Raw genomic sequence first — 15,990 nt, 5'->3', positions numbered from 1 at the left:
GGGCGAACGCGTCCACTGCGAAGCGCTGAAAGAAGAAAATGCGTCCGTCGCGCATGACCGGCGCCATCTGCAGGGCCGGCCCGAAGGAGATATCGCCGACGCCAAACCCATTGTCGTTCAATCGCACCGGACTATCGGCGGCGAAGGAGGAGTGCAGGTTGTGCGCAAAGCGTGCCGCAGACGGTCCAGATGCGGCAGGGAATGAATCTGGGAGGAACCAGTTTTCTCGACGGCTTCGGCACCAGCAAGCCGGGCTGGATCATGATCGAATACCTGACGCATGCCAATCTCGATACGATCAAGGATGCGCGCGGCGACGATTCGGCCGCCTTTCGCGACCCCAAGATCGACAGCACGGCCTTGCTCACGCAACTGATCTACGTGACCCCCTATAGCTGGAAGGGCGGCACGCTGGCCTGGAACGCCATCGTCCCGTTGGTGAACCTGCACTCCTCCTTCGCCGCCGATAGTCCGGTGCGATTGAACGACAATGGGTTTGGCGTCGGCGATATCTCCTTCGGGCCGGCCCTGCAGATGGCGCCGGTCATGCGCGACGGACGCATTTTCTTCTTTCAGCGCTTCGCAGTGGACGCGTTCGCCCCGGTCGGCAAGTTCGATCGCGACATCGCGATCAATCAGAGCACCGGCTATTGGTCGGTCGTGCCGCATTGGGCGTTTACCGTGCAGCCGACCGATAACTGGGAAATCAGCGCGCGCGTGAACTACATCTACAACTTCCGCACCGATCGCGCGGGCGGGGTGCCGCCGATTCCTGGCTTCCAGTTCCGCAACGGACAGGCCGGCGATGGGGTATGGGTCAATCTGGCGAGCTCGTACAAAGTCAGCCCGCAATTGCGCCTGGGCGTCAACGGCTACTATCTACAGCAATTGAAGGACAACGAAACCAACGGCCTGCGGGTGGAAGATAGCAAGCGCAAGCTGTTCTACCTCGGTCCCGGGCTCTCCTGGCAGGCCGGTCCGGGCAATTTCCTGAACGTCAATCTCTACCTGCCGGTGGACGTCAAGAATTCCCCGGCCGGCCCGACGTTCAACGTCATGCTCGTGCATAGCCTGTAAGCAGGCAGGCGTGGGGCGGACGCCGTTCGGCGCCGCCCTGTGTGCCGGCTGCCTTGCGCTCAGTGCAGGAGGTGGCGCAGCACGAAGTGCTCAGATGCCCATGCTGTGACGCTGGGTGTTGGCGTGCTCGCGAAACAGGGCTTCTGCGCGGGTACCGTCGCCTTGTTCGATCGCAGCCGCGATTGCGTGGTGCTGGCGATGGCCGTAGAAGAAGTCATCGTAAGCGGCCGTGGGCGAGCGTTGGCGAAAGGCCACCTGGGCAGGGCTGACGAAGGGCACCAAGGCGCAGCGGTCCACTGTTTCGGTCAGGATCGGCATGTCGGCGGCGAGTACGATCAGACGATGGAAGCGCGCATTCATGCGCGCGTAGGCCGATTCATCGCCAGCATCGAGATGGCGCTTGGCAAGGATGCGGTCGCCGTCTTCCAGGCAGGCACGCAGATCGGCAAGCGCCGTCGCGGTGATCCCACGCTCGGCCACGGTGCGCGCGGCCATGCCCTCCATCAACGCACGTACCGCCAGCGCATCCAGGCTCTCCTGCCGGCTGAAACGGCGGACCGCGTAGCCGCGGCTGCCGACCGCCACCAGCAGGCCTTCCTGACACAACGCCGGCAGTGCCTGCCGAATCGGTGTGCGCGACAGCGTCAGGCGCTGTGCCAGCGCCGCCTCGGTAATGCGCTCGCCGGGGGCGAAAGCGCCGCAGAGGATCAGTTCACGCAGGCGCTGGACGGCCGGTAATCGCAAGGTGTTCGCCATGGGCTCCATTCTCTCGCACCGCTCGCTCACTGCCGTGGGCCCGGCGGCGACACTCGGCGGGTACGAAGGCACTTGCAGATGAGATCGCTTGGTGGCAATTTGGATCCTAAGGATACCTTGTCGGTGGCGCAATCTCCCCCGCAAGTCTGATTTGGGATCCCATGCCGCACTGATCCCGCCCCTACCCACTGGCGTGCCGGCCCGCTCCAAGGCTGTCGCTCGCCCGCCTCGCAGGAGGACAGCATGGCAAGCATCATCGGCGGCATCGGCACTTCGCATGTGCCCACCATCGGCGTGGCCTACGACAAGGGTCGGCAGCAGGATCCGTTGTGGAAGCCGCTGTTCGATGGCTACACCCCGGTGGCCGCGTGGCTGGCCGAGCGCAAGCCCGACGTGCTGGTGTTCTTCTACAACGACCACTGCACGACGTTCTTCTTCGATCTGTACCCGACCTTTGCCTTGGGAGTCGGCGAGCGATTCCCCATCGCCGACGAAGGCGCGGGCTTGCGTAACCTGCCGCCGATCCGCGGCGACGTCCAACTGCAGGCGCATATCGCCGAGTGCCTGGTCAACGATGAATTCGACCTGACGGTGTTCCAGGACAAACCGATCGACCACGGTTGCGCCGCGCCGTTGCCGCTGTTGTGGCCGCACACCCCCGACTGGCCGGGAACCGTGGTGCCGATCGCCATCAACGTGCTGCAGTACCCGTTGCCGACCGCGCGCCGTTGCTACCGTCTGGGAGAGGCGGTGCGCCGGGCGATCGAGTCCTATCCGGAGGACCTGAAGGTGGTGGTGGTCGGCACGGGCGGGCTGTCGCATCAGATCCACGGCGAACGCACCGGCTTCAACAACACCGAGTGGGACATGGAGTTTCTGGATCGCTTCCAGCATGCGCCGGAAACCCTGACCGATCTGACCCACACCGACTACGTGCGCCTGGGCGGTGCAGAGAGCGTCGAACAGATCATGTGGCTGGCGATGCGCGGTGCCCTGGGTGGGCCGATTCGCAAGCTGCATCAGAACTACTACCTGATGACGACCACGGCGATGACGGTGGTGCTGTACGAGCCAGGGCAGGAACGTGCCGATGCGCCGTCATCCGCGGCATGGTCCATGCAAACTGCCAGCGCGGCATGAGGAGGGTGCGATGAATCCACAGACACAGGGGATGGAGCAGATCGCCGGAACCTATGTGTTCGACCTGCGAACCAGCAACCGCGCACTGCGTTTGAACCGATTCTTCTGGCAGATGATTCGTGCCCCTTGGCGCGATCGCTTCTTGCAGGACGCGGAAACGCTGATGCAGGAGGCAGGATTGAATGAGCAGGAGAAGCAGCTGGTGCGTGCGCGCGATTGGCTGGGACTGGTGCAGTACGGGGCGAACTTCTTCGTGATCGAGAAATTCGCCCGGGTGGTGCGCATGACCAACCTGCAGGTCTACGCCATCATGCGCGGCGAGTCGTTCGAAGCATTCATGCAAACGCGGCGAGTACCGGAGGCGCGCTGAGCTGCGTTCCCCCCGGCGTGTTGTTCGCTGCTCCCGAATTCATCATCAAGGTTGTCGTCATGACCATGTCCTCCGTGTTCTTCGAGCATCGCATCAAGGTTCGCCATCTGCGGGTCATCGAAGCGTTGGACAGGCAAAAGAGCCTGTTGCGCGCGTCGCGCGTATTGAACGTCACGCAGCCGGCGCTGACGCGCGCGCTGCAGGAGATCGAGGAGATCGTCGGCGCGCCCCTGTTTGAACGCCACTCGCGCGGGGTGCGTCCCAATGCGATGGGCGAGGTGCTGGTGCAGACGGCACACGTGGTGCTGGGACAATTACGGCGCGCGCAGGACACGTTTGAAGGACTGCTGCAGAACGATGCGCTGACGATCACGGTTGGCGCGCTCCCGGTGGCGGCCAGCGGACTGTTGCCGGCAGTGCTGGCGGCGTTGTATCGCACCGAGCCGAACCTGCGCGTACGCCTGCTGCACGGTCGCACCGACGAGCTGTTGCCCAAACTCGCCGGTAACGAGATCGATCTGGTGGTCGGGCGGTTGTATCCGCTGGCGCGCTACGACACCTTGCATCGCAAGGTGCTGTACCAGGATCCGATTGCGCTGGTGGCACGCAGCGATCACCCGTTGTTTGTCGGAGGTACGGTACGCCTCAGCGAAGCGGCGTCCTACCGGCAGGTCCTGCCCACATTGAGCCAGCACGTCGAGCGCGACGTGGCGCAGGTAATGCGCGAGCAGGGTCTGGCCACGCGCGATCAGCTGCGTTCCAGCTCGGCCAGTTTTACTCGCGAGATCCTGCTGGGGACCGACAGCATCGCGGTAATGCCAAGCATGATGGTCGCTGGCGACATCGCCCGCGGCGAGCTGCGGGCATTCCAGCTGCAACAGCCGGCGCAGGCGCGTGCAGGCGGGGTGATCTATCGCGATAGTGGCGCCTTGCACAAGCCAGGCGTCCGCCTGCTGCTGCGCGAGCTGGAGAACCAGTTGGCGATCATGGCCGCGCAGGGCGCAGTCTGGGTGGGCGAGCGGACGACGACGCAGGACGACGATTTGCTGTTGGACGAATCAGCGGCCTGACCAGTCACGCACAAGCGCTTCCGCAGGCCGCCTCGTGCGCCTGCGGTGGCTGACGTTGGCCGTTGTAGCTGGCGGCACGCAGTTCGTTCGGATCGAAGTCGTCCATCGTGATGGTGTCGATCCGTCGCCAAAGCTTGTTCGGCGGGGGTGTTCTTGTGCGCGGAACGCTGGCTTGCGCAAAGCCGAGGGATTGGCTGTTTGTCGTATGGACGTGCGTCAGACCATGGAATGGTTCGCTAGATGTGCAAGCGAATGGCAACCACGCGATCCCCACACGTCGCCGCGGCGCACGCGTGCATCTGCCTGCGTGCGCAGTCCCAGCGGCGGCTCAGGAAGGATCGGTGAGCGCATGCTTGAGCTTTGCCTTCTGCAGCTTGCCGGTGGCCGTGCGTGGCAGGGCGTCGACCAGGCGAATGTGCTTGGGCAGCTTGTAGCGCGCCAGGCGTTCGCCCAGGAAGCTGCGGATCTGTTCCAGGTCGGGTGCCGCCTCGGCCGGTACGATCGCCAGATAGCCGACTTCGCCCCATTGCGCATCGGCAATGCCGACTACCGCGCATTCGCGGATCTGCGGATGTTCCGCCAGCACCGCCTCGATTTCCGCCGGGTAGACGTTCTCACCGCCGGAGATGTACATGTCCTTCTTGCGATCGACGATCCAGAAGAAGCCATCGGCATCGCGCTGCACGATATCGCCGGTATGGAACCAGCCTTGCGCATCGAACACCTCGGCGCTGGCGACAGGATCGCGCCAATATCCAGGGCTCAGGTTGGCGCCGCGCAGCAGTAGTTCTCCCGGCACGCCGGCTGGGCAATCGGCGCCATTGCCATCGACCACGCGTGTCTGTACGGCCGGGGTGGCAATGCCGGCTGCGCCGAGCTTGTCGCGGATCACCGCGCATTCCACCGACATGCCGAGCACGGTGCCGGCCTCGCTCATGCCGAATCCGCACACCAGCGGCACGCCGTCGTCGATCCAGCCAAGCACGTCTTCGTTGGCATGCGGCGCGCCGCCGCTGACCAGTGCGGTCAGGTGCCGCAAGGCGGCGGCATCGAAGCCCGGCTGTGCGCGGAAGGACTGCATCATTTGTGGCACGCCGACGTAGTGCGACAGCCCCAGCTTGCGGTCGGCCAGCCAGCCCAGCGTGCGGGCCGGCTCGAAGCCATTGGAGACCTGGATGGATCCGCCGACGGCCAGCGCGGGCCGCACATTGGTGACCAGGCCGATGATGTGGAACATCGGTGCCTCGCACAGGAAGCTGCTGTGCGAATCCACCCGGGTGGTGATCCCAAAGTTGTGCGCGCTTTGCTGCAGGTTCTGCTCGCTCAGCATCACGCCCTTGGGCTGTCCCGAGGTGCCGGAGGTGAACAGGATCAGGCTCACGCGTTCGGGCGGAATGGGGCCTGTCTCGGCGGGCGAGAGCCCATCGGCCTCGGCGACGAAACTGGCCAGCGGGATGGCGTCGATGCCGTCCGGCACGATGTCATCGCCGAGGACCAAGCGTGGCTCGGCACGCTCTAGCAGGACGGCCAATTCGGCGGCGCTCAGACGCCAGTTGAGCGGCACGTAGATCGCCCCGACGCGGCCGCAGGCGAAGTGTAGGGCGACCTGCCAGACCGAATTGCGTGCCACCACCGCCAGCCGCTCGCCATCCACGCAGCCGCGCGCCTGCAACGACGCTGCCAGACGTCCGACCAGGGCGTCGAGTTCGCTATAGGTCCACTCGTGCTGGTGGATCAGATCGCGCGCGGCAAAGCGCTGCGGCGACAGACGGGCATGAAAGGCGATCGAATCAATCGGTATGGCCATGACGCGGAATTCCGGAATGGACAGGGAGGGGCGCATGCGTCGCCCCGGGGATCAGCTCAGGTAGATGGTCTTGGTCTCAAGGAAGCCATGCAGTCCTTCGATACCACCCTCGCGGCCGAGGCCGGACTGTTTGAAGCCGCCGAAGGGCATCTCGATGTCCACCCACATGCCGTTGATGGCGTGACTGCCGCTGCGGACGCGACGGGCGATGGCGTAGGCGCGATCCGGGTCTTCGCTGTAGACGCTGCCATGCAGGCCGTAGTCGTTGGCATTGACCCTGGCGAGCAGGTCGGTCTCGTCGCGGTAGTCGATGAAGCTGACCACCGGGCCGAAAATCTCTTCGCGCGCGATGGTCATGTCCGGGCTGACATCGGCAAATACCGTCGGTTCGATGAAGAAGCCGCGCGCCAGCTCGGTGGGGCGCTTGCCGCCCATGACCAGACGTGCGCCTTCGGCCGTGCCTTGCGCGATGTAGGACTGCACCCGTTCGAGTTGGCGCCCCAGCGCCAGCGGGCCCATGCCGGTCGTGGCATCGAACGGATCGCCGAGCTTGATCGCCGCCAGCGCCGCGCAATAGGCCTGCAACACTTCTTCGCGGCGCTGCGCCGGCACCAGCACGCGGGTCAGCGAGAAGCACACCTGGCCAGTGATCGGCATCGAATAGGGCACCAGGCTGGGCAACACCTTGCTGATGTCGGCATCGTCGAGCACGATCGCGGCCGATTTGCCCCCCAGTTCCAGTCCGACGCGCGCCAGTCGCTCGGCGCAGGCGACGCCGATCAGACGTCCGGCCTGGGTCGAGCCGGTGAAACTGACCTTGTCGATACCGCGGTGATGAATCAGTTGCTCGCCGACGTCCCGGCCGGCCGGCAGCAGGTTGAAGACGCCTGCCGGCAAGCCCGCCGCGCTGATGCACTCGGCGAGGATGTAGGCATCGATCGGCGTCTCCGGCGAGGGTTTGGCGACGACCGTGCAACCGGCGGCCAGCGCGGCAGCGACCTTGTAGCAGAGCAGCACCAGCGGCGCGTTCCATGGCGTGATCGCCGCGACCACGCCCACCGGTTCGTGCACCACGTGCACGCGGCCGCCGTTGGCGCGCGTGCGCGGTTCGACGAAGGGATGGTTGGCGATGAGTTCGCCGTAATAGTCGAACAGGCCAGGTGCCTGCTGGCTGGCTTTGCGGCTGAAGCCGATTGTCGCGCCGACCTGTCCAGTCCAGGCCTCGGCCAGTTCCGGCAGACGCTCGCGCAGTTGCGCTGCAACGCGCTTGAGCGCCTGCCCGCGCTCTGCCGGTTCCATCCGCGGCCACGGGCCGTGATCGAACGCGGCGCGGGCGGCTGCGATGGCGGCTTCGGTGTCCGCCGCCGACGGCTCGATGTAGGACAGCAGCCGCTCCTCGCTATGCGGGGCAACCACATCCAGCTGGCGATGCCCGCTGCTGGCACGCCATTGGCCATCGATGAACAGGTTCAACGGTCCACGCGCGGCGATGCCGCGCAAGGTTGTATGCAAGGCTTCCATACTCCCTCCAAGGTGCAGAAACCCGAAGGCGCGGGCATGCACGCCTGCCCAGGGGCAGGCGCGTTCAGCCACGCCTGGCGGTACTCAGGCGCTGGTCTTCTTGCGCGGCTCGAATGCGCCCAGGCCAGGCTTGTAGCGCTTCTCGTCGATGAACTGGCGGATGCCTTCCTTGCGGGCTTCGTTGTCGAAGGAATTAGCCGCTTCCTGCATGCGCACCAGATAGTCTTCGGCTTCGTCGTAGGTCATGGTGCCAACACGCCGCACCGCGTCCTTGGCGTACTTCAGCGCCACCGGATTCTTCTTGAGCAGCAGCTGCGCCACTTCGCGGGTACGCGCCTCCAACTGCTCCAGCGGCACGCTTTCGTTGACCAGTCGCCACTCGGCGGCTTTCTTTCCATCGACCATTTCGCCGGTCAAGGTCATCCACATGGCATCGCGCATGGATAGCAACTCGACCGCCACCTTGGTCACGCCGCCGCCCGGCAGGATGCCCCAGTTGATTTCCGACAGGCCGAACTGCGCCTCGTCGGCGGCGATCGCCAGATCGCAGGCGAACAGCGGGCCGAAACCGCCACCGAAGCACCAACCGTTGACCATGGCAATGGTCGGTTTCTGGAACCAGCGCAGGCGGCGGAACCAACCATAGGATTCGCGCTGCGAGCGACGGATGCCACGCAGGCCCTGCGCTTCGGTTTCGCGGAAGTATTCCTTCAGATCCATGCCGGCCGACCACGCGGTGCCTTCGCCGCCGAGCACCAACACGCCGATGTCGTCGTCGAACTCCAGTTCGTCCAGCACGTCCATCATGCGGCGATTGAGCGCCGGGCTCATCGCGTTGCGTTTGTCCGGACGGGCGAATTTCACCCAGGCGATGCGGTCCTCGATGCGGACCGATACCACGTCATGCTCGTTCAAGTGGCGTCTCCTTCGATGCGGGATGTAGCGGGGTCAGTCCTGTTCGACGAGCGCGTCTTCCGGCACATCGGCCGGTGCGTTGGGCGTGCTCGCATTCAATTTGCCCAGCAGACGCAGCAGCGTCTGTCGCTCGCCGCCAGTCAGCCCGGCGCAGGTGCGCTCCACTGCGCGCGCCAGGCAGCCCTGCGCAACGCTCAGCGTGCGTTCGCCGTGTTCGGTCAGATATAGCCCCTTGCTGCGGCGATCACGTCCGGCCAGCCGCTCGATCAGGCCTTGCTCGGCCAGCGCATTGGCGATCTTCATGCCGGCGGCGCGGTTGACCAGCAGGCGGTTGCCCAGCTCGGTCTGATCGCAGCCGGGCTGGTCGCGGATGTGGATCAGGGCAGTCACCCGCGCCGGGGTGAGGTACAGGCCAGCCAGCTCCTGGCGGGCAGCGTGGCTGGAAGCCAGCGCGGCCAGTTGCAGCTGATAGCCGAGATCGGCGGCAAGCGCGGTACGAGCGGTCATTGGACGTCCAAACTGTATCCGTTAAATACAATCTAGCCGACCGGCGCGGGCCCTGCAAGAGCCCGTATGCATTTTGTAGATAGCGGTGTGCCGAGGCCTACTGGATCAGCCAGCCGGCCAGTTGTTCGCGGGTCAGATGGCCGCTGTGGCGGGTATCGAGCGCATCGAATTCGTCCGCCAGCGCCGGATTGGCCTGCGCCTCGGCACGACTGATGGTGCCGTCGCCATCGCTGTCGAGCGCCTGGAAATCGATCCGGTAGTTGCCGCTGACGCTATCGGGCTGAATCGAGCGCACGATGACCGTGGACTCGCCACGTGGACGCACGAGTTCGGTCTGGTGGGTGACTTCGCCACTGGCCAGCGGTTGGGTGCGGACGGTGCCAGGCACCTCGGTCAACGGCAGGCTGCTGGCTGGCGTCGGAGTCGGCGTCTGCTGCGCCTGCGCGACGGCGGCAATCAACAACGCTCCTACGAGAACGGCATGACATGAAAAACGCATCGGATCCCCCTGAATGTGACGACGCGTGACGATAGCCCAATCGACCGGGCGGCGTCGCCGCGGCGTGGCTCAGCCGGGAATGAACGGAAAGGCGATCTTCAGCAATCCCTTCAAGCCGCCTTCGGCGGTACCGGCCACGGCCTTGGCACCGAGGCTGTTGAGCGCACGGCGGACATCGTCCCAGCGCAGCTGGCCCATATCCTTCTTCAGCAAGTCGGCAACCTCCTCGGCGGTGGGCGTAAGCCGCTGCAAGGCGCGCACGGTGGCCTGCGGATCGGGCTGCAGATAGCCCCAGCGCTCGGCGATCTTCAGCAAGGTATCGAAGCGCACCGCCACCACGTCGCGATTGCGTTCGTAAACCGGCAGTGCGCCGACCTCGAGGATGGCTTGCTCGAATTGCTGCGCATCGTCGGGATGTTCGATACGTACGGCGAGGAAGCCTTCCTTGCGGCTGCGCTCGCTGACGTGCTTCGCGCCCGAGCGCAGGTTTTCTTCGATCAGCACATTGGCCACGATGCGCTGCAGGGCGGCATCGCCTTCCTCCGGTACCAGCGCGCGCCAGCGCGCATAGCCGTCGCGCCGCAGCGCCTTGACCTTGGCGGCGGTCACGCGCAGCTGCAATGCCACCGCGGCATTGGAGCTATTGCGCGAAACGGCACCGTCGCGCTCGAGCAACACGAAGATCAACAGTTCCAGGTCGCGCTTGGTCAGCGACTGGAATCCCTGCAACAGGGTCAGGCGCAGGAATTCGCTGCCGAAGGCGGCGGGGTCCTTCAATTCGATCGCTTGCATGGGGCGTCCTCCACGAGTGGCTCACAGCATGCCAGCATGCGGTTGCGCGGCTTGAGAACCGTTGCGACGCGTGCAGCAGTTTCAGTGGCCGATTTCGCGCCCGCGGCGGTCGGACCTGAACGTTTCAATCGCGCCGCGATCCTGCAGGGTAACGAACACCTGCTTGCCGTCCGTACCGCCGAAGGCGACGTTGCTGACCTTGCGCCCCTGCAACGCCACCGTGCGGAGCAGCTTGCCGTGCGGCGAGACCACGGCAATCTGGCCGGCATCGTAGCGCGCGACATAGAGATTGCCATCGACGTCGCAGCGCATGCCGTCCAGGCCGAAATCGTCGAAGCCGATCAACTGGCGTTTGTTGGACAGGCTGCCATCGCTGGCGCGGTCGTAGACCCAGATCCGGCGCTGCACGCTTTCGTTGACATACAGGCGCTTGCCGTCGGGGCTGACCTCGATGCCATTGCTGGTGCCCATGCCGGTTTCCACCAAGTGCGCGCTGCGGTCGCGGTCGATGCGCCAGAGTTGGCCGCCGTTGTTGGCCCAGTCGGGGTCGCTGGCGTACAGCGTGCCGTCGGGCGCAAGTGCGATGTCGTTGGGCTGGAAGGCGCCGGGCAGGTCGGCGTAGACCTCGATCCGTTTGTCGTCCAGCGTGATGCGCAGGATGCGGTGGTGGCCATAATCGGCCACGTACATATGGCCGTCGTGATCGAAACGAATGCCGTTGCCGATGCTGCCGGCGGGAAGATCGACGAACAGTGCAGCGTCGCCTTTGCCTTTGTCGTCGATCGTGACACGGCCGATGCTGCCGTCGTGGTCGAAGTTCACCACGTAGAGCGCGCCATCCGGCCCGAATGCCGGCCCCTCGGCGTTATGGGTGAAGACGCCATCGCCGATCAGGTCGTGCGCCATGAACGGCGCATCTGCCGCGTGGGCGAACGCACTGGACAGCGCCAGGATCATTGGCAGCAGACGAGGGCAGATGACGGCAGACATAGGTGTGCTCCGGATGGGGTCGCTGCAGTGTGCCAGAACGTGCGCTGCGACCATGGCGATCATCACCTGCGATCCAGTAAGGTGCGCGGGCCGCATCGGTCATCTTGCGAAGGAGGTTTGCATGTCCGTGGAATCCGTGACACGTCGCCGCCTGCTGGCCGCCTTCGGCGGTGCGGGCATTCTGTTGGCGGCGCCGAGCTGGGCCGTGCCGAAGAAAGCGCCAGGCAAGCCGCTCAACGTGGCGTTGGTCGGGTTGGGCAGCTATGCCAGCGAGCAACTGGCACCGGGTCTGGCACTGACCAAGCATTGCAGGCTGGCCGGCATCGTGACCGGGACGCCGGCGAAGATCCCGCAGTGGCAGGGCAAGTACGGCATCCCCGACCGCAACGTTTACAACTACGAGAATTTCGACAAGATCGCCGACAACGACGACATCGATGTGGTCTACATCGTGACGCCGACGCATCTGCATGCACCGCTGACGCTGCGTGCGGCGGCTGCGGGCAAGCATGTGTGGTGCGAAAAGCCGATGGCGCTGAATGCGGCCGAATGCGAAGCGATGATCAAGGCTTGCAAGCGCAACAAGGTCGCCTTGGCGGTGGGCTATCGCATGCAGCACGAGCCCAATACCCGCAAGGTGATCGCGCTGGCGAGCGAAAAACCCTTCGGTGCGATGCGCAGCGTGCGCGCCGAAGCCGGCTACAACGGGTACCACGATACCGCCAAGGCCGATCGCCCCTGGCGTCTGCGTTCGCAGTTCGGTGGCGGGGCGATGTATGACATGGGCGTGTATCCGCTCAACGCCGCGCGCTATACCGTCGGTGCCGAGCCGGTGGCGGTGACCGCCAAGCGCTGGACCGATCGCCCCGACTTGTTCGATGAAGTCGACGAACATATGGACTTCACGCTGGAATTTCCCAATGCCGTGCGTGCGCAGTGCAAGACCAGCTTCGGCCGCACCATGAACGTGCTGCGCGCCGAGTGCGAGCATGGCTGGTATGAGCTGTCGCCGTTCCAGAGCTATCAGGGCGTCACCGGCAAGGCCAGCGACGGCCGCGTCTTCGATGCCAAGGTGCAGCACCAGCAGGCGGTGCAGATGGACGAAGACGCCTTGGCGATCATCAACGGGACGCCGCTACGGGTGCCGGGCGAAGAGGGGCTGCGCGATCTCCGCATCGTCGATGCCATCTACCGCTCTGCACGCGAAGGCAGCAAGCGCATCGTGCTCTAACGCGGGTCGCTGTCGGCGGCCGAGGGGGCATCGATAGCGCGCTGGAAGCGCTGCCGGCCATGGCCCGTAACGCGCGATCGGTACGCCAATCCGGCATCGCCAATCGCCAATCGAATCCCCGTTCTACCCACGCATCGCCAGTACGGTGATCTCTTCGCGGTCGTGGTAGAGCTGCTTGGCCCGTAGCGTCACCGCGACCTGCGCCTGTTCGGCGAACATGTCCAGGCACAGGCGGGTTTCGTCCCAGCGCTTCTTCATCGGCAGCTTGAGATTGAACAGCGTGTGGCGGCACCAGCCTTCGCGCACCCAGGTGGCCATGCGTTCGGCGACCCGTCGCGGTTGCTCGACCATGTCGCAGACCATCCAGTCCAGCGGCTGTGCCGGCTTCCAGTGAAAGCCGTCGGCACGCAGGTGTTCCACCAAGCCGGTGGCCAGCACATGTTCGCGCAGTGGTCCGTTGTCGACGCTGGTGACGTGCAGGTGTTGGCGGGTCAAGACCCAGGTCCAGCCGCCGGGCGCCGCGCCCAGATCGGCCGCGCGCATGCCGGGACGCACCAGCGCCTGGCGCTCGTCCGGCGTCAGCAGCGTCAGCAAGGCCTCATCGAGTTTGAGCGCCGAGCGCGATGGTGCCTCGGGCAGCAGTTTCAGCCGCGGAATGCCCAGCGGCCAGGGGGCGCTGTCGGCGCTGTCGGCGACCGCCAGCAAGGCGTGGTTACCGTCGAGGAAGCACACGTGCAGGCGAGGTGCCAATGGCTGCGTTGCTGCGGTGAGCAGACCGGCCCTGCGCAGTGCCGGGCGCAGCGCATTGCCGAAACTGCGTGCCAGCCCAGCCAGCGGCTTGCCGTGATCCGAATCGGGATGTTCCACCCACAGGTCGCCGAAGCGTGGCTGACCTTCCAGCGCGGTCAGGATCGGGCCGATCCGATCCTTGGGATCGAGGTCCTTCAGTTCGGCCAGCACCAGCAACTTCTGGCGGGCAAAAATCAGTTCGCGCCAGCGCAGGCGCGCTGCCAGTTGCGCCGCCTGGTCGCAGACGAACAGCACATAGCCATCGTTGCGCTGGGTGCGGGCATACCCCGCCAGGCCGGCCAGGGCAGCACGTTCGCTCAGCTCGGCCGCCAGTTCCGGCTCGAAACCCTGACGGCAATAGCACAGCAAGGCGTTCATCGCGGCGTCCGCGCCGATGGATCAGTAATGATCACCGCCGCCCTCGCCGTAGCTGCGCAGCACCGCGCAGGCTTGCGCGCGTTGCACATCGCGGACCACTGCGATGCCGCGGCGGGTGAGCTCGCCGACCCAGTCGGCCGGGAGCGGGCCTTCGTCGAAGGCAGTCAGTTCCATCACGTCTTCGGCGCGAGCGCCGATCAGCAGGCGATCGATCCCGGCCCACACGGTGGCGCCATAGCACTGGCAGCAGGGTTGCGCCGAGGTGGCCAGGGTCACCGGCGACAGCACATCGTTCAACCGCGGCGTCTGCAGGCGCTGCTGCGCCAGCATGTAGGCCATGTTCTCCGCATGCGCCAGCGAGGTGTTCTGCGGCACCACGCGGTTGACCGCCGCGGCGATGATGCGGTCGTCCGGGCCGAACACCACCGCGCCGAACGGGCCGCCGGTGCGCGCTTGGACGTTCATTCGCGACAGATCGATCGCCAGCGCCACCTTGTCCTCGTCGCTGGCATAGGCGCGGCCGGCATCCACGTGCTCGTGGATCCAGGCGGGGAGGGTGAGGTGGACTTGCGCGTAGAGCATCACTGGACCGCTGCGTGAGAGGAATCGGGGCGGCGCAGTGTATCGGCCTGGGCCGGCTTTGCGGCACATTTGCCGGCCACGCACTGGCACCCGCTGATCTGCTGGAAGCCGCAGACGCTCATCTGCCCGCTGGCCTGGCAGCGGGCCATGACCCCCTGGGGATCGGTGGCGCTGTTGACGTTGACGCAGGCGGGGAAGGCGCCGCAGCAGTTGCCGATATCCTTGACGGTGCAATCGGCATCGGTGCGGCAGCGGGTATCCACGGTCACCGCGGTTGCGGCTGGCGGAGCGTTCGATGCGGGCGGGGCCTGAGGTGCCGGTGCCGCCGAACAGGCCGTCAAGGTCAGGACCAGCGACAGCAGCATGATCAGTCGCGGCATGGCAGCTCTCCAGGGCGTGGCGATATCCCCATACTAACGGCCAGTGTTGGCCTCGGTCGTCATCGGCTTACGCGGCGTGCAGGGGTGGCACGGCATTGCGTGCTCACGCTGCCGGTGCCAAGGGCCGCTGTGCGTGTGCCGAGGCGCACCACAGCACGCCGGCCAGCAGGCAGGCAATGGCGGCCAGCTCCAGCACGCTGGGCAGGCGGCCCGCCCAGACGAAGCCATACAGCAGCGCGAACACGGTCTCGAACACGATCATCTGCCCGACCAGGGTCAGCGGCAGCAATCGACTGGCACGATTCCACAGCGCATTGCCGATCACCGACGCCAGCACCGCAATCACCAGGCTGACGCCCCAGAAGTATCCCCAAGCCGATGGCGCATGCACGCGACCACCGAGCAAGGCCAGCGGCGCCACCAGCAGGGCGAGCGCGCCGGTGACCACGCCGGTCAGCAACGACCAGTCGCGCCCGGACAGATCGGGGCGGCGCGCCAACCAGCGCGCATTGCCGATCGAATACGCCGACCAGGAGGCCAGCGCGCCGAAGGCGCAGAGCAATCCGGCCAGACGGGTGGCCCGATCATCGGCCTGCGAACCGTCGCCATGTTGCAAGGTGTCCAGGGCAACCAGCGCCACGCCCAGGACGCACAGTGCGCAGGGCGCGGCGAGCCGGCGCAGCCGCACCGCACCGACCGCGCGCGTGCCGATCACCGTCACCACCACCGGCAGCAGGCCGACGATCAGCGCGGTGGCACCGCCGCCAGCCCACTGCACGGCGCTGCCCAGCAACACGTAGTACACCAGGTTGCCCAACAGGCTCAGGCGCACCAAGGCCCACCATTCGCTGCGGTCGAGCCGGGCCATGGTATGGCGGGCGCGCGGCGCCAGCAGCAATGCCGCCACCGCGCCATAGGCCAAGTAGCGCGCGACGGCCAGCTGCAGCGGGGTGAATGCACCCAGCAGTTGCGGAGCGAGGAACACCAGCCCCCACAGCGCACCGGCGCCGATGCCGCTGGCGATGCCGGGCAGCCAGCGCGTGCGCGGATCGATGACTCCGCTCATTGCGCCAGCATGTCGTGTCGCGCTGACGCCAGGTCGATCCCACCTGGCGTGCGGCGTCCAGCGCTGCGCGCCGACACGGGCAGCGCTCGCGCCCCTGCCATATGCCGCATCTGCGGCGCA

17 protein-coding genes and 1 pseudogene are annotated in these 15,990 nt (G+C 65.8%); 5 read left to right on the top strand and 13 right to left on the bottom strand.

Annotated features, from left to right (window positions below; translation table 11 throughout):
* A pseudogene (locus CKY51_RS16235) lies at positions 1 to 160 on the bottom strand (phenol degradation protein meta); the annotation flags it as partial.
* A 29-nt stretch (positions 161 to 189) separates the two neighbouring features.
* Between CKY51_RS16235 and CKY51_RS16230 the strand changes: the two are divergent.
* Positions 190 to 1,077: a SphA family protein gene (locus CKY51_RS16230; protein ID WP_152249501.1), complete on the top strand. Its 888-nt coding sequence runs from the start codon at positions 190 to 192 to the stop codon at positions 1,075 to 1,077.
* A gap of 90 nt (positions 1,078 to 1,167) precedes the next feature.
* Here CKY51_RS16230 and CKY51_RS16225 read toward each other — a convergent pair whose 3' ends face one another.
* Complete coding sequence (locus CKY51_RS16225) at positions 1,168 to 1,842, bottom strand: GntR family transcriptional regulator (RefSeq protein ID WP_031339554.1); 675 nt, start codon at positions 1,840 to 1,842, stop codon at positions 1,168 to 1,170.
* A gap of 234 nt (positions 1,843 to 2,076) precedes the next feature.
* Between CKY51_RS16225 and CKY51_RS16220 the strand changes: the two genes are divergently transcribed.
* Genes CKY51_RS16220 through CKY51_RS16210 form a run of 3 tightly spaced genes read left to right on the top strand, consistent with a single transcriptional unit; the run spans position 2,077 to position 4,413 of the window.
* On the top strand, positions 2,077 to 2,973 hold the full coding sequence (locus CKY51_RS16220) for a gallate dioxygenase (RefSeq protein WP_022972061.1): 897 nt from the start codon (positions 2,077 to 2,079) through the stop codon (positions 2,971 to 2,973).
* Positions 2,974 to 2,983: 10 nt separating this feature from the next.
* Entirely contained in the window at positions 2,984 to 3,343 is a 360-nt protein-coding gene (locus tag CKY51_RS16215; RefSeq protein ID WP_022972060.1) for a protocatechuate 3,4-dioxygenase subunit alpha, read from the top strand.
* A gap of 59 nt (positions 3,344 to 3,402) precedes the next feature.
* Entirely contained in the window at positions 3,403 to 4,413 is a 1,011-nt protein-coding gene (locus tag CKY51_RS16210; protein WP_152249499.1) for a LysR substrate-binding domain-containing protein, read from the top strand.
* A 328-nt stretch (positions 4,414 to 4,741) separates the two neighbouring features.
* Here the strand turns inward: CKY51_RS16210 and CKY51_RS16205 are convergent, their stop codons facing one another.
* The 7 genes from CKY51_RS16205 to CKY51_RS16175 all read right to left on the bottom strand — a co-directional run bounded on the left by CKY51_RS16205 (position 4,742) and on the right by CKY51_RS16175 (position 11,444).
* Positions 4,742 to 6,220 carry an AMP-binding protein gene (locus CKY51_RS16205; protein ID WP_022972057.1) on the bottom strand — a complete coding sequence of 493 codons (1,479 nt, stop codon included), beginning with the start codon at positions 6,218 to 6,220 and terminating at the stop codon, positions 4,742 to 4,744.
* A 51-nt stretch (positions 6,221 to 6,271) separates the two neighbouring features.
* On the bottom strand, positions 6,272 to 7,741 hold the full coding sequence (locus CKY51_RS16200) for an aldehyde dehydrogenase (protein WP_152249498.1): 1,470 nt from the start codon (positions 7,739 to 7,741) through the stop codon (positions 6,272 to 6,274).
* A gap of 84 nt (positions 7,742 to 7,825) precedes the next feature.
* Positions 7,826 to 8,656, bottom strand: coding sequence for a p-hydroxycinnamoyl CoA hydratase/lyase (locus tag CKY51_RS16195; RefSeq protein WP_152249497.1), 831 nt, complete (start codon positions 8,654 to 8,656; stop codon positions 7,826 to 7,828).
* A 33-nt stretch (positions 8,657 to 8,689) separates the two neighbouring features.
* Positions 8,690 to 9,163, bottom strand: a complete 474-nt coding sequence (locus tag CKY51_RS16190; protein WP_022972054.1) for a MarR family winged helix-turn-helix transcriptional regulator — start codon at positions 9,161 to 9,163, stop codon at positions 8,690 to 8,692.
* Positions 9,164 to 9,260: 97 nt separating this feature from the next.
* Positions 9,261 to 9,662 (bottom strand): EF-hand domain-containing protein, encoded by a 402-nt coding sequence (locus tag CKY51_RS16185; RefSeq protein WP_031339541.1) that lies wholly within the window; start codon positions 9,660 to 9,662, stop codon positions 9,261 to 9,263.
* A 69-nt stretch (positions 9,663 to 9,731) separates the two neighbouring features.
* Complete coding sequence (locus CKY51_RS16180; protein ID WP_022972052.1) at positions 9,732 to 10,454, bottom strand: hypothetical protein; 723 nt, start codon at positions 10,452 to 10,454, stop codon at positions 9,732 to 9,734.
* Between the two features lie 81 nt (positions 10,455 to 10,535).
* Complete coding sequence (locus tag CKY51_RS16175; protein ID WP_031339539.1) at positions 10,536 to 11,444, bottom strand: SMP-30/gluconolactonase/LRE family protein; 909 nt, start codon at positions 11,442 to 11,444, stop codon at positions 10,536 to 10,538.
* Positions 11,445 to 11,565: 121 nt separating this feature from the next.
* Between CKY51_RS16175 and CKY51_RS16170 the strand changes: the two genes are divergently transcribed.
* The gene (locus CKY51_RS16170) at positions 11,566 to 12,675 is read left to right on the top strand and encodes a Gfo/Idh/MocA family protein (RefSeq protein WP_022972050.1); all 1,110 of its coding nucleotides are present in this window, start codon (positions 11,566 to 11,568) and stop codon (positions 12,673 to 12,675) included.
* Between the two features lie 123 nt (positions 12,676 to 12,798).
* Here CKY51_RS16170 and rlmM read toward each other — a convergent pair whose 3' ends face one another.
* The 4 genes from rlmM to CKY51_RS16150 form a co-directional block, all read right to left on the bottom strand.
* The gene (gene rlmM, locus CKY51_RS16165; RefSeq protein WP_022972049.1) at positions 12,799 to 13,842 is read right to left on the bottom strand and encodes a 23S rRNA (cytidine(2498)-2'-O)-methyltransferase RlmM; all 1,044 of its coding nucleotides are present in this window, start codon (positions 13,840 to 13,842) and stop codon (positions 12,799 to 12,801) included.
* Positions 13,843 to 13,863: 21 nt separating this feature from the next.
* Positions 13,864 to 14,424 carry a nucleoside deaminase gene (locus tag CKY51_RS16160; protein WP_022972048.1) on the bottom strand — a complete coding sequence of 187 codons (561 nt, stop codon included), beginning with the start codon at positions 14,422 to 14,424 and terminating at the stop codon, positions 13,864 to 13,866.
* Positions 14,424 to 14,789: a hypothetical protein gene (locus CKY51_RS16155; RefSeq protein WP_031339535.1), complete on the bottom strand. Its 366-nt coding sequence runs from the start codon at positions 14,787 to 14,789 to the stop codon at positions 14,424 to 14,426. Before CKY51_RS16155 ends, CKY51_RS16160 begins: the two co-directional genes overlap by 1 nt.
* 118 nt (positions 14,790 to 14,907) lie before the next feature.
* Positions 14,908 to 15,870 carry a DMT family transporter gene (locus tag CKY51_RS16150; RefSeq protein WP_022972046.1) on the bottom strand — a complete coding sequence of 321 codons (963 nt, stop codon included), beginning with the start codon at positions 15,868 to 15,870 and terminating at the stop codon, positions 14,908 to 14,910.
* Positions 15,871 to 15,990 lie beyond the last annotated feature (120 nt).

Source organism: Xanthomonas maliensis, assembly GCF_009192945.1.
In the GTDB taxonomy this organism is placed as follows: domain Bacteria; phylum Pseudomonadota; class Gammaproteobacteria; order Xanthomonadales; family Xanthomonadaceae; genus Xanthomonas; species Xanthomonas maliensis.
The sequence above is the reverse complement of the archived record's forward strand: the minus strand, read 5'-3'. Positions and strand labels throughout refer to the sequence as shown.

What these genes read in the sequence shown, in the direction of transcription:
- CKY51_RS16230 (WP_152249501.1), top strand. Translation starts at nt 190, where the DNA reads ATGCGGCAGGGAATGAATCTGGGAGGAACCAGTTTTCTCGACGGCTTC.
- CKY51_RS16225 (WP_031339554.1), bottom strand. Translation starts at nt 1,842, where the DNA reads ATGGAGCCCATGGCGAACACCTTGCGATTACCGGCCGTCCAGCGCCTG.
- CKY51_RS16220 (WP_022972061.1), top strand. Translation starts at nt 2,077, where the DNA reads ATGGCAAGCATCATCGGCGGCATCGGCACTTCGCATGTGCCCACCATC.
- CKY51_RS16215 (WP_022972060.1), top strand. Translation starts at nt 2,984, where the DNA reads ATGAATCCACAGACACAGGGGATGGAGCAGATCGCCGGAACCTATGTG.
- CKY51_RS16210 (WP_152249499.1), top strand. Translation starts at nt 3,403, where the DNA reads ATGACCATGTCCTCCGTGTTCTTCGAGCATCGCATCAAGGTTCGCCAT.
- CKY51_RS16205 (WP_022972057.1), bottom strand. Translation starts at nt 6,220, where the DNA reads ATGGCCATACCGATTGATTCGATCGCCTTTCATGCCCGTCTGTCGCCG.
- CKY51_RS16200 (WP_152249498.1), bottom strand. Translation starts at nt 7,741, where the DNA reads ATGGAAGCCTTGCATACAACCTTGCGCGGCATCGCCGCGCGTGGACCG.
- CKY51_RS16190 (WP_022972054.1), bottom strand. Translation starts at nt 9,163, where the DNA reads ATGACCGCTCGTACCGCGCTTGCCGCCGATCTCGGCTATCAGCTGCAA.
- CKY51_RS16185 (WP_031339541.1), bottom strand. Translation starts at nt 9,662, where the DNA reads ATGCGTTTTTCATGTCATGCCGTTCTCGTAGGAGCGTTGTTGATTGCC.
- CKY51_RS16180 (WP_022972052.1), bottom strand. Translation starts at nt 10,454, where the DNA reads ATGCAAGCGATCGAATTGAAGGACCCCGCCGCCTTCGGCAGCGAATTC.
- CKY51_RS16175 (WP_031339539.1), bottom strand. Translation starts at nt 11,444, where the DNA reads ATGTCTGCCGTCATCTGCCCTCGTCTGCTGCCAATGATCCTGGCGCTG.
- CKY51_RS16170 (WP_022972050.1), top strand. Translation starts at nt 11,566, where the DNA reads ATGTCCGTGGAATCCGTGACACGTCGCCGCCTGCTGGCCGCCTTCGGC.
- rlmM (WP_022972049.1), bottom strand. Translation starts at nt 13,842, where the DNA reads ATGAACGCCTTGCTGTGCTATTGCCGTCAGGGTTTCGAGCCGGAACTG.
- CKY51_RS16160 (WP_022972048.1), bottom strand. Translation starts at nt 14,424, where the DNA reads ATGCTCTACGCGCAAGTCCACCTCACCCTCCCCGCCTGGATCCACGAG.
- CKY51_RS16155 (WP_031339535.1), bottom strand. Translation starts at nt 14,789, where the DNA reads ATGCTGCTGTCGCTGGTCCTGACCTTGACGGCCTGTTCGGCGGCACCG.
- CKY51_RS16150 (WP_022972046.1), bottom strand. Translation starts at nt 15,870, where the DNA reads ATGAGCGGAGTCATCGATCCGCGCACGCGCTGGCTGCCCGGCATCGCC.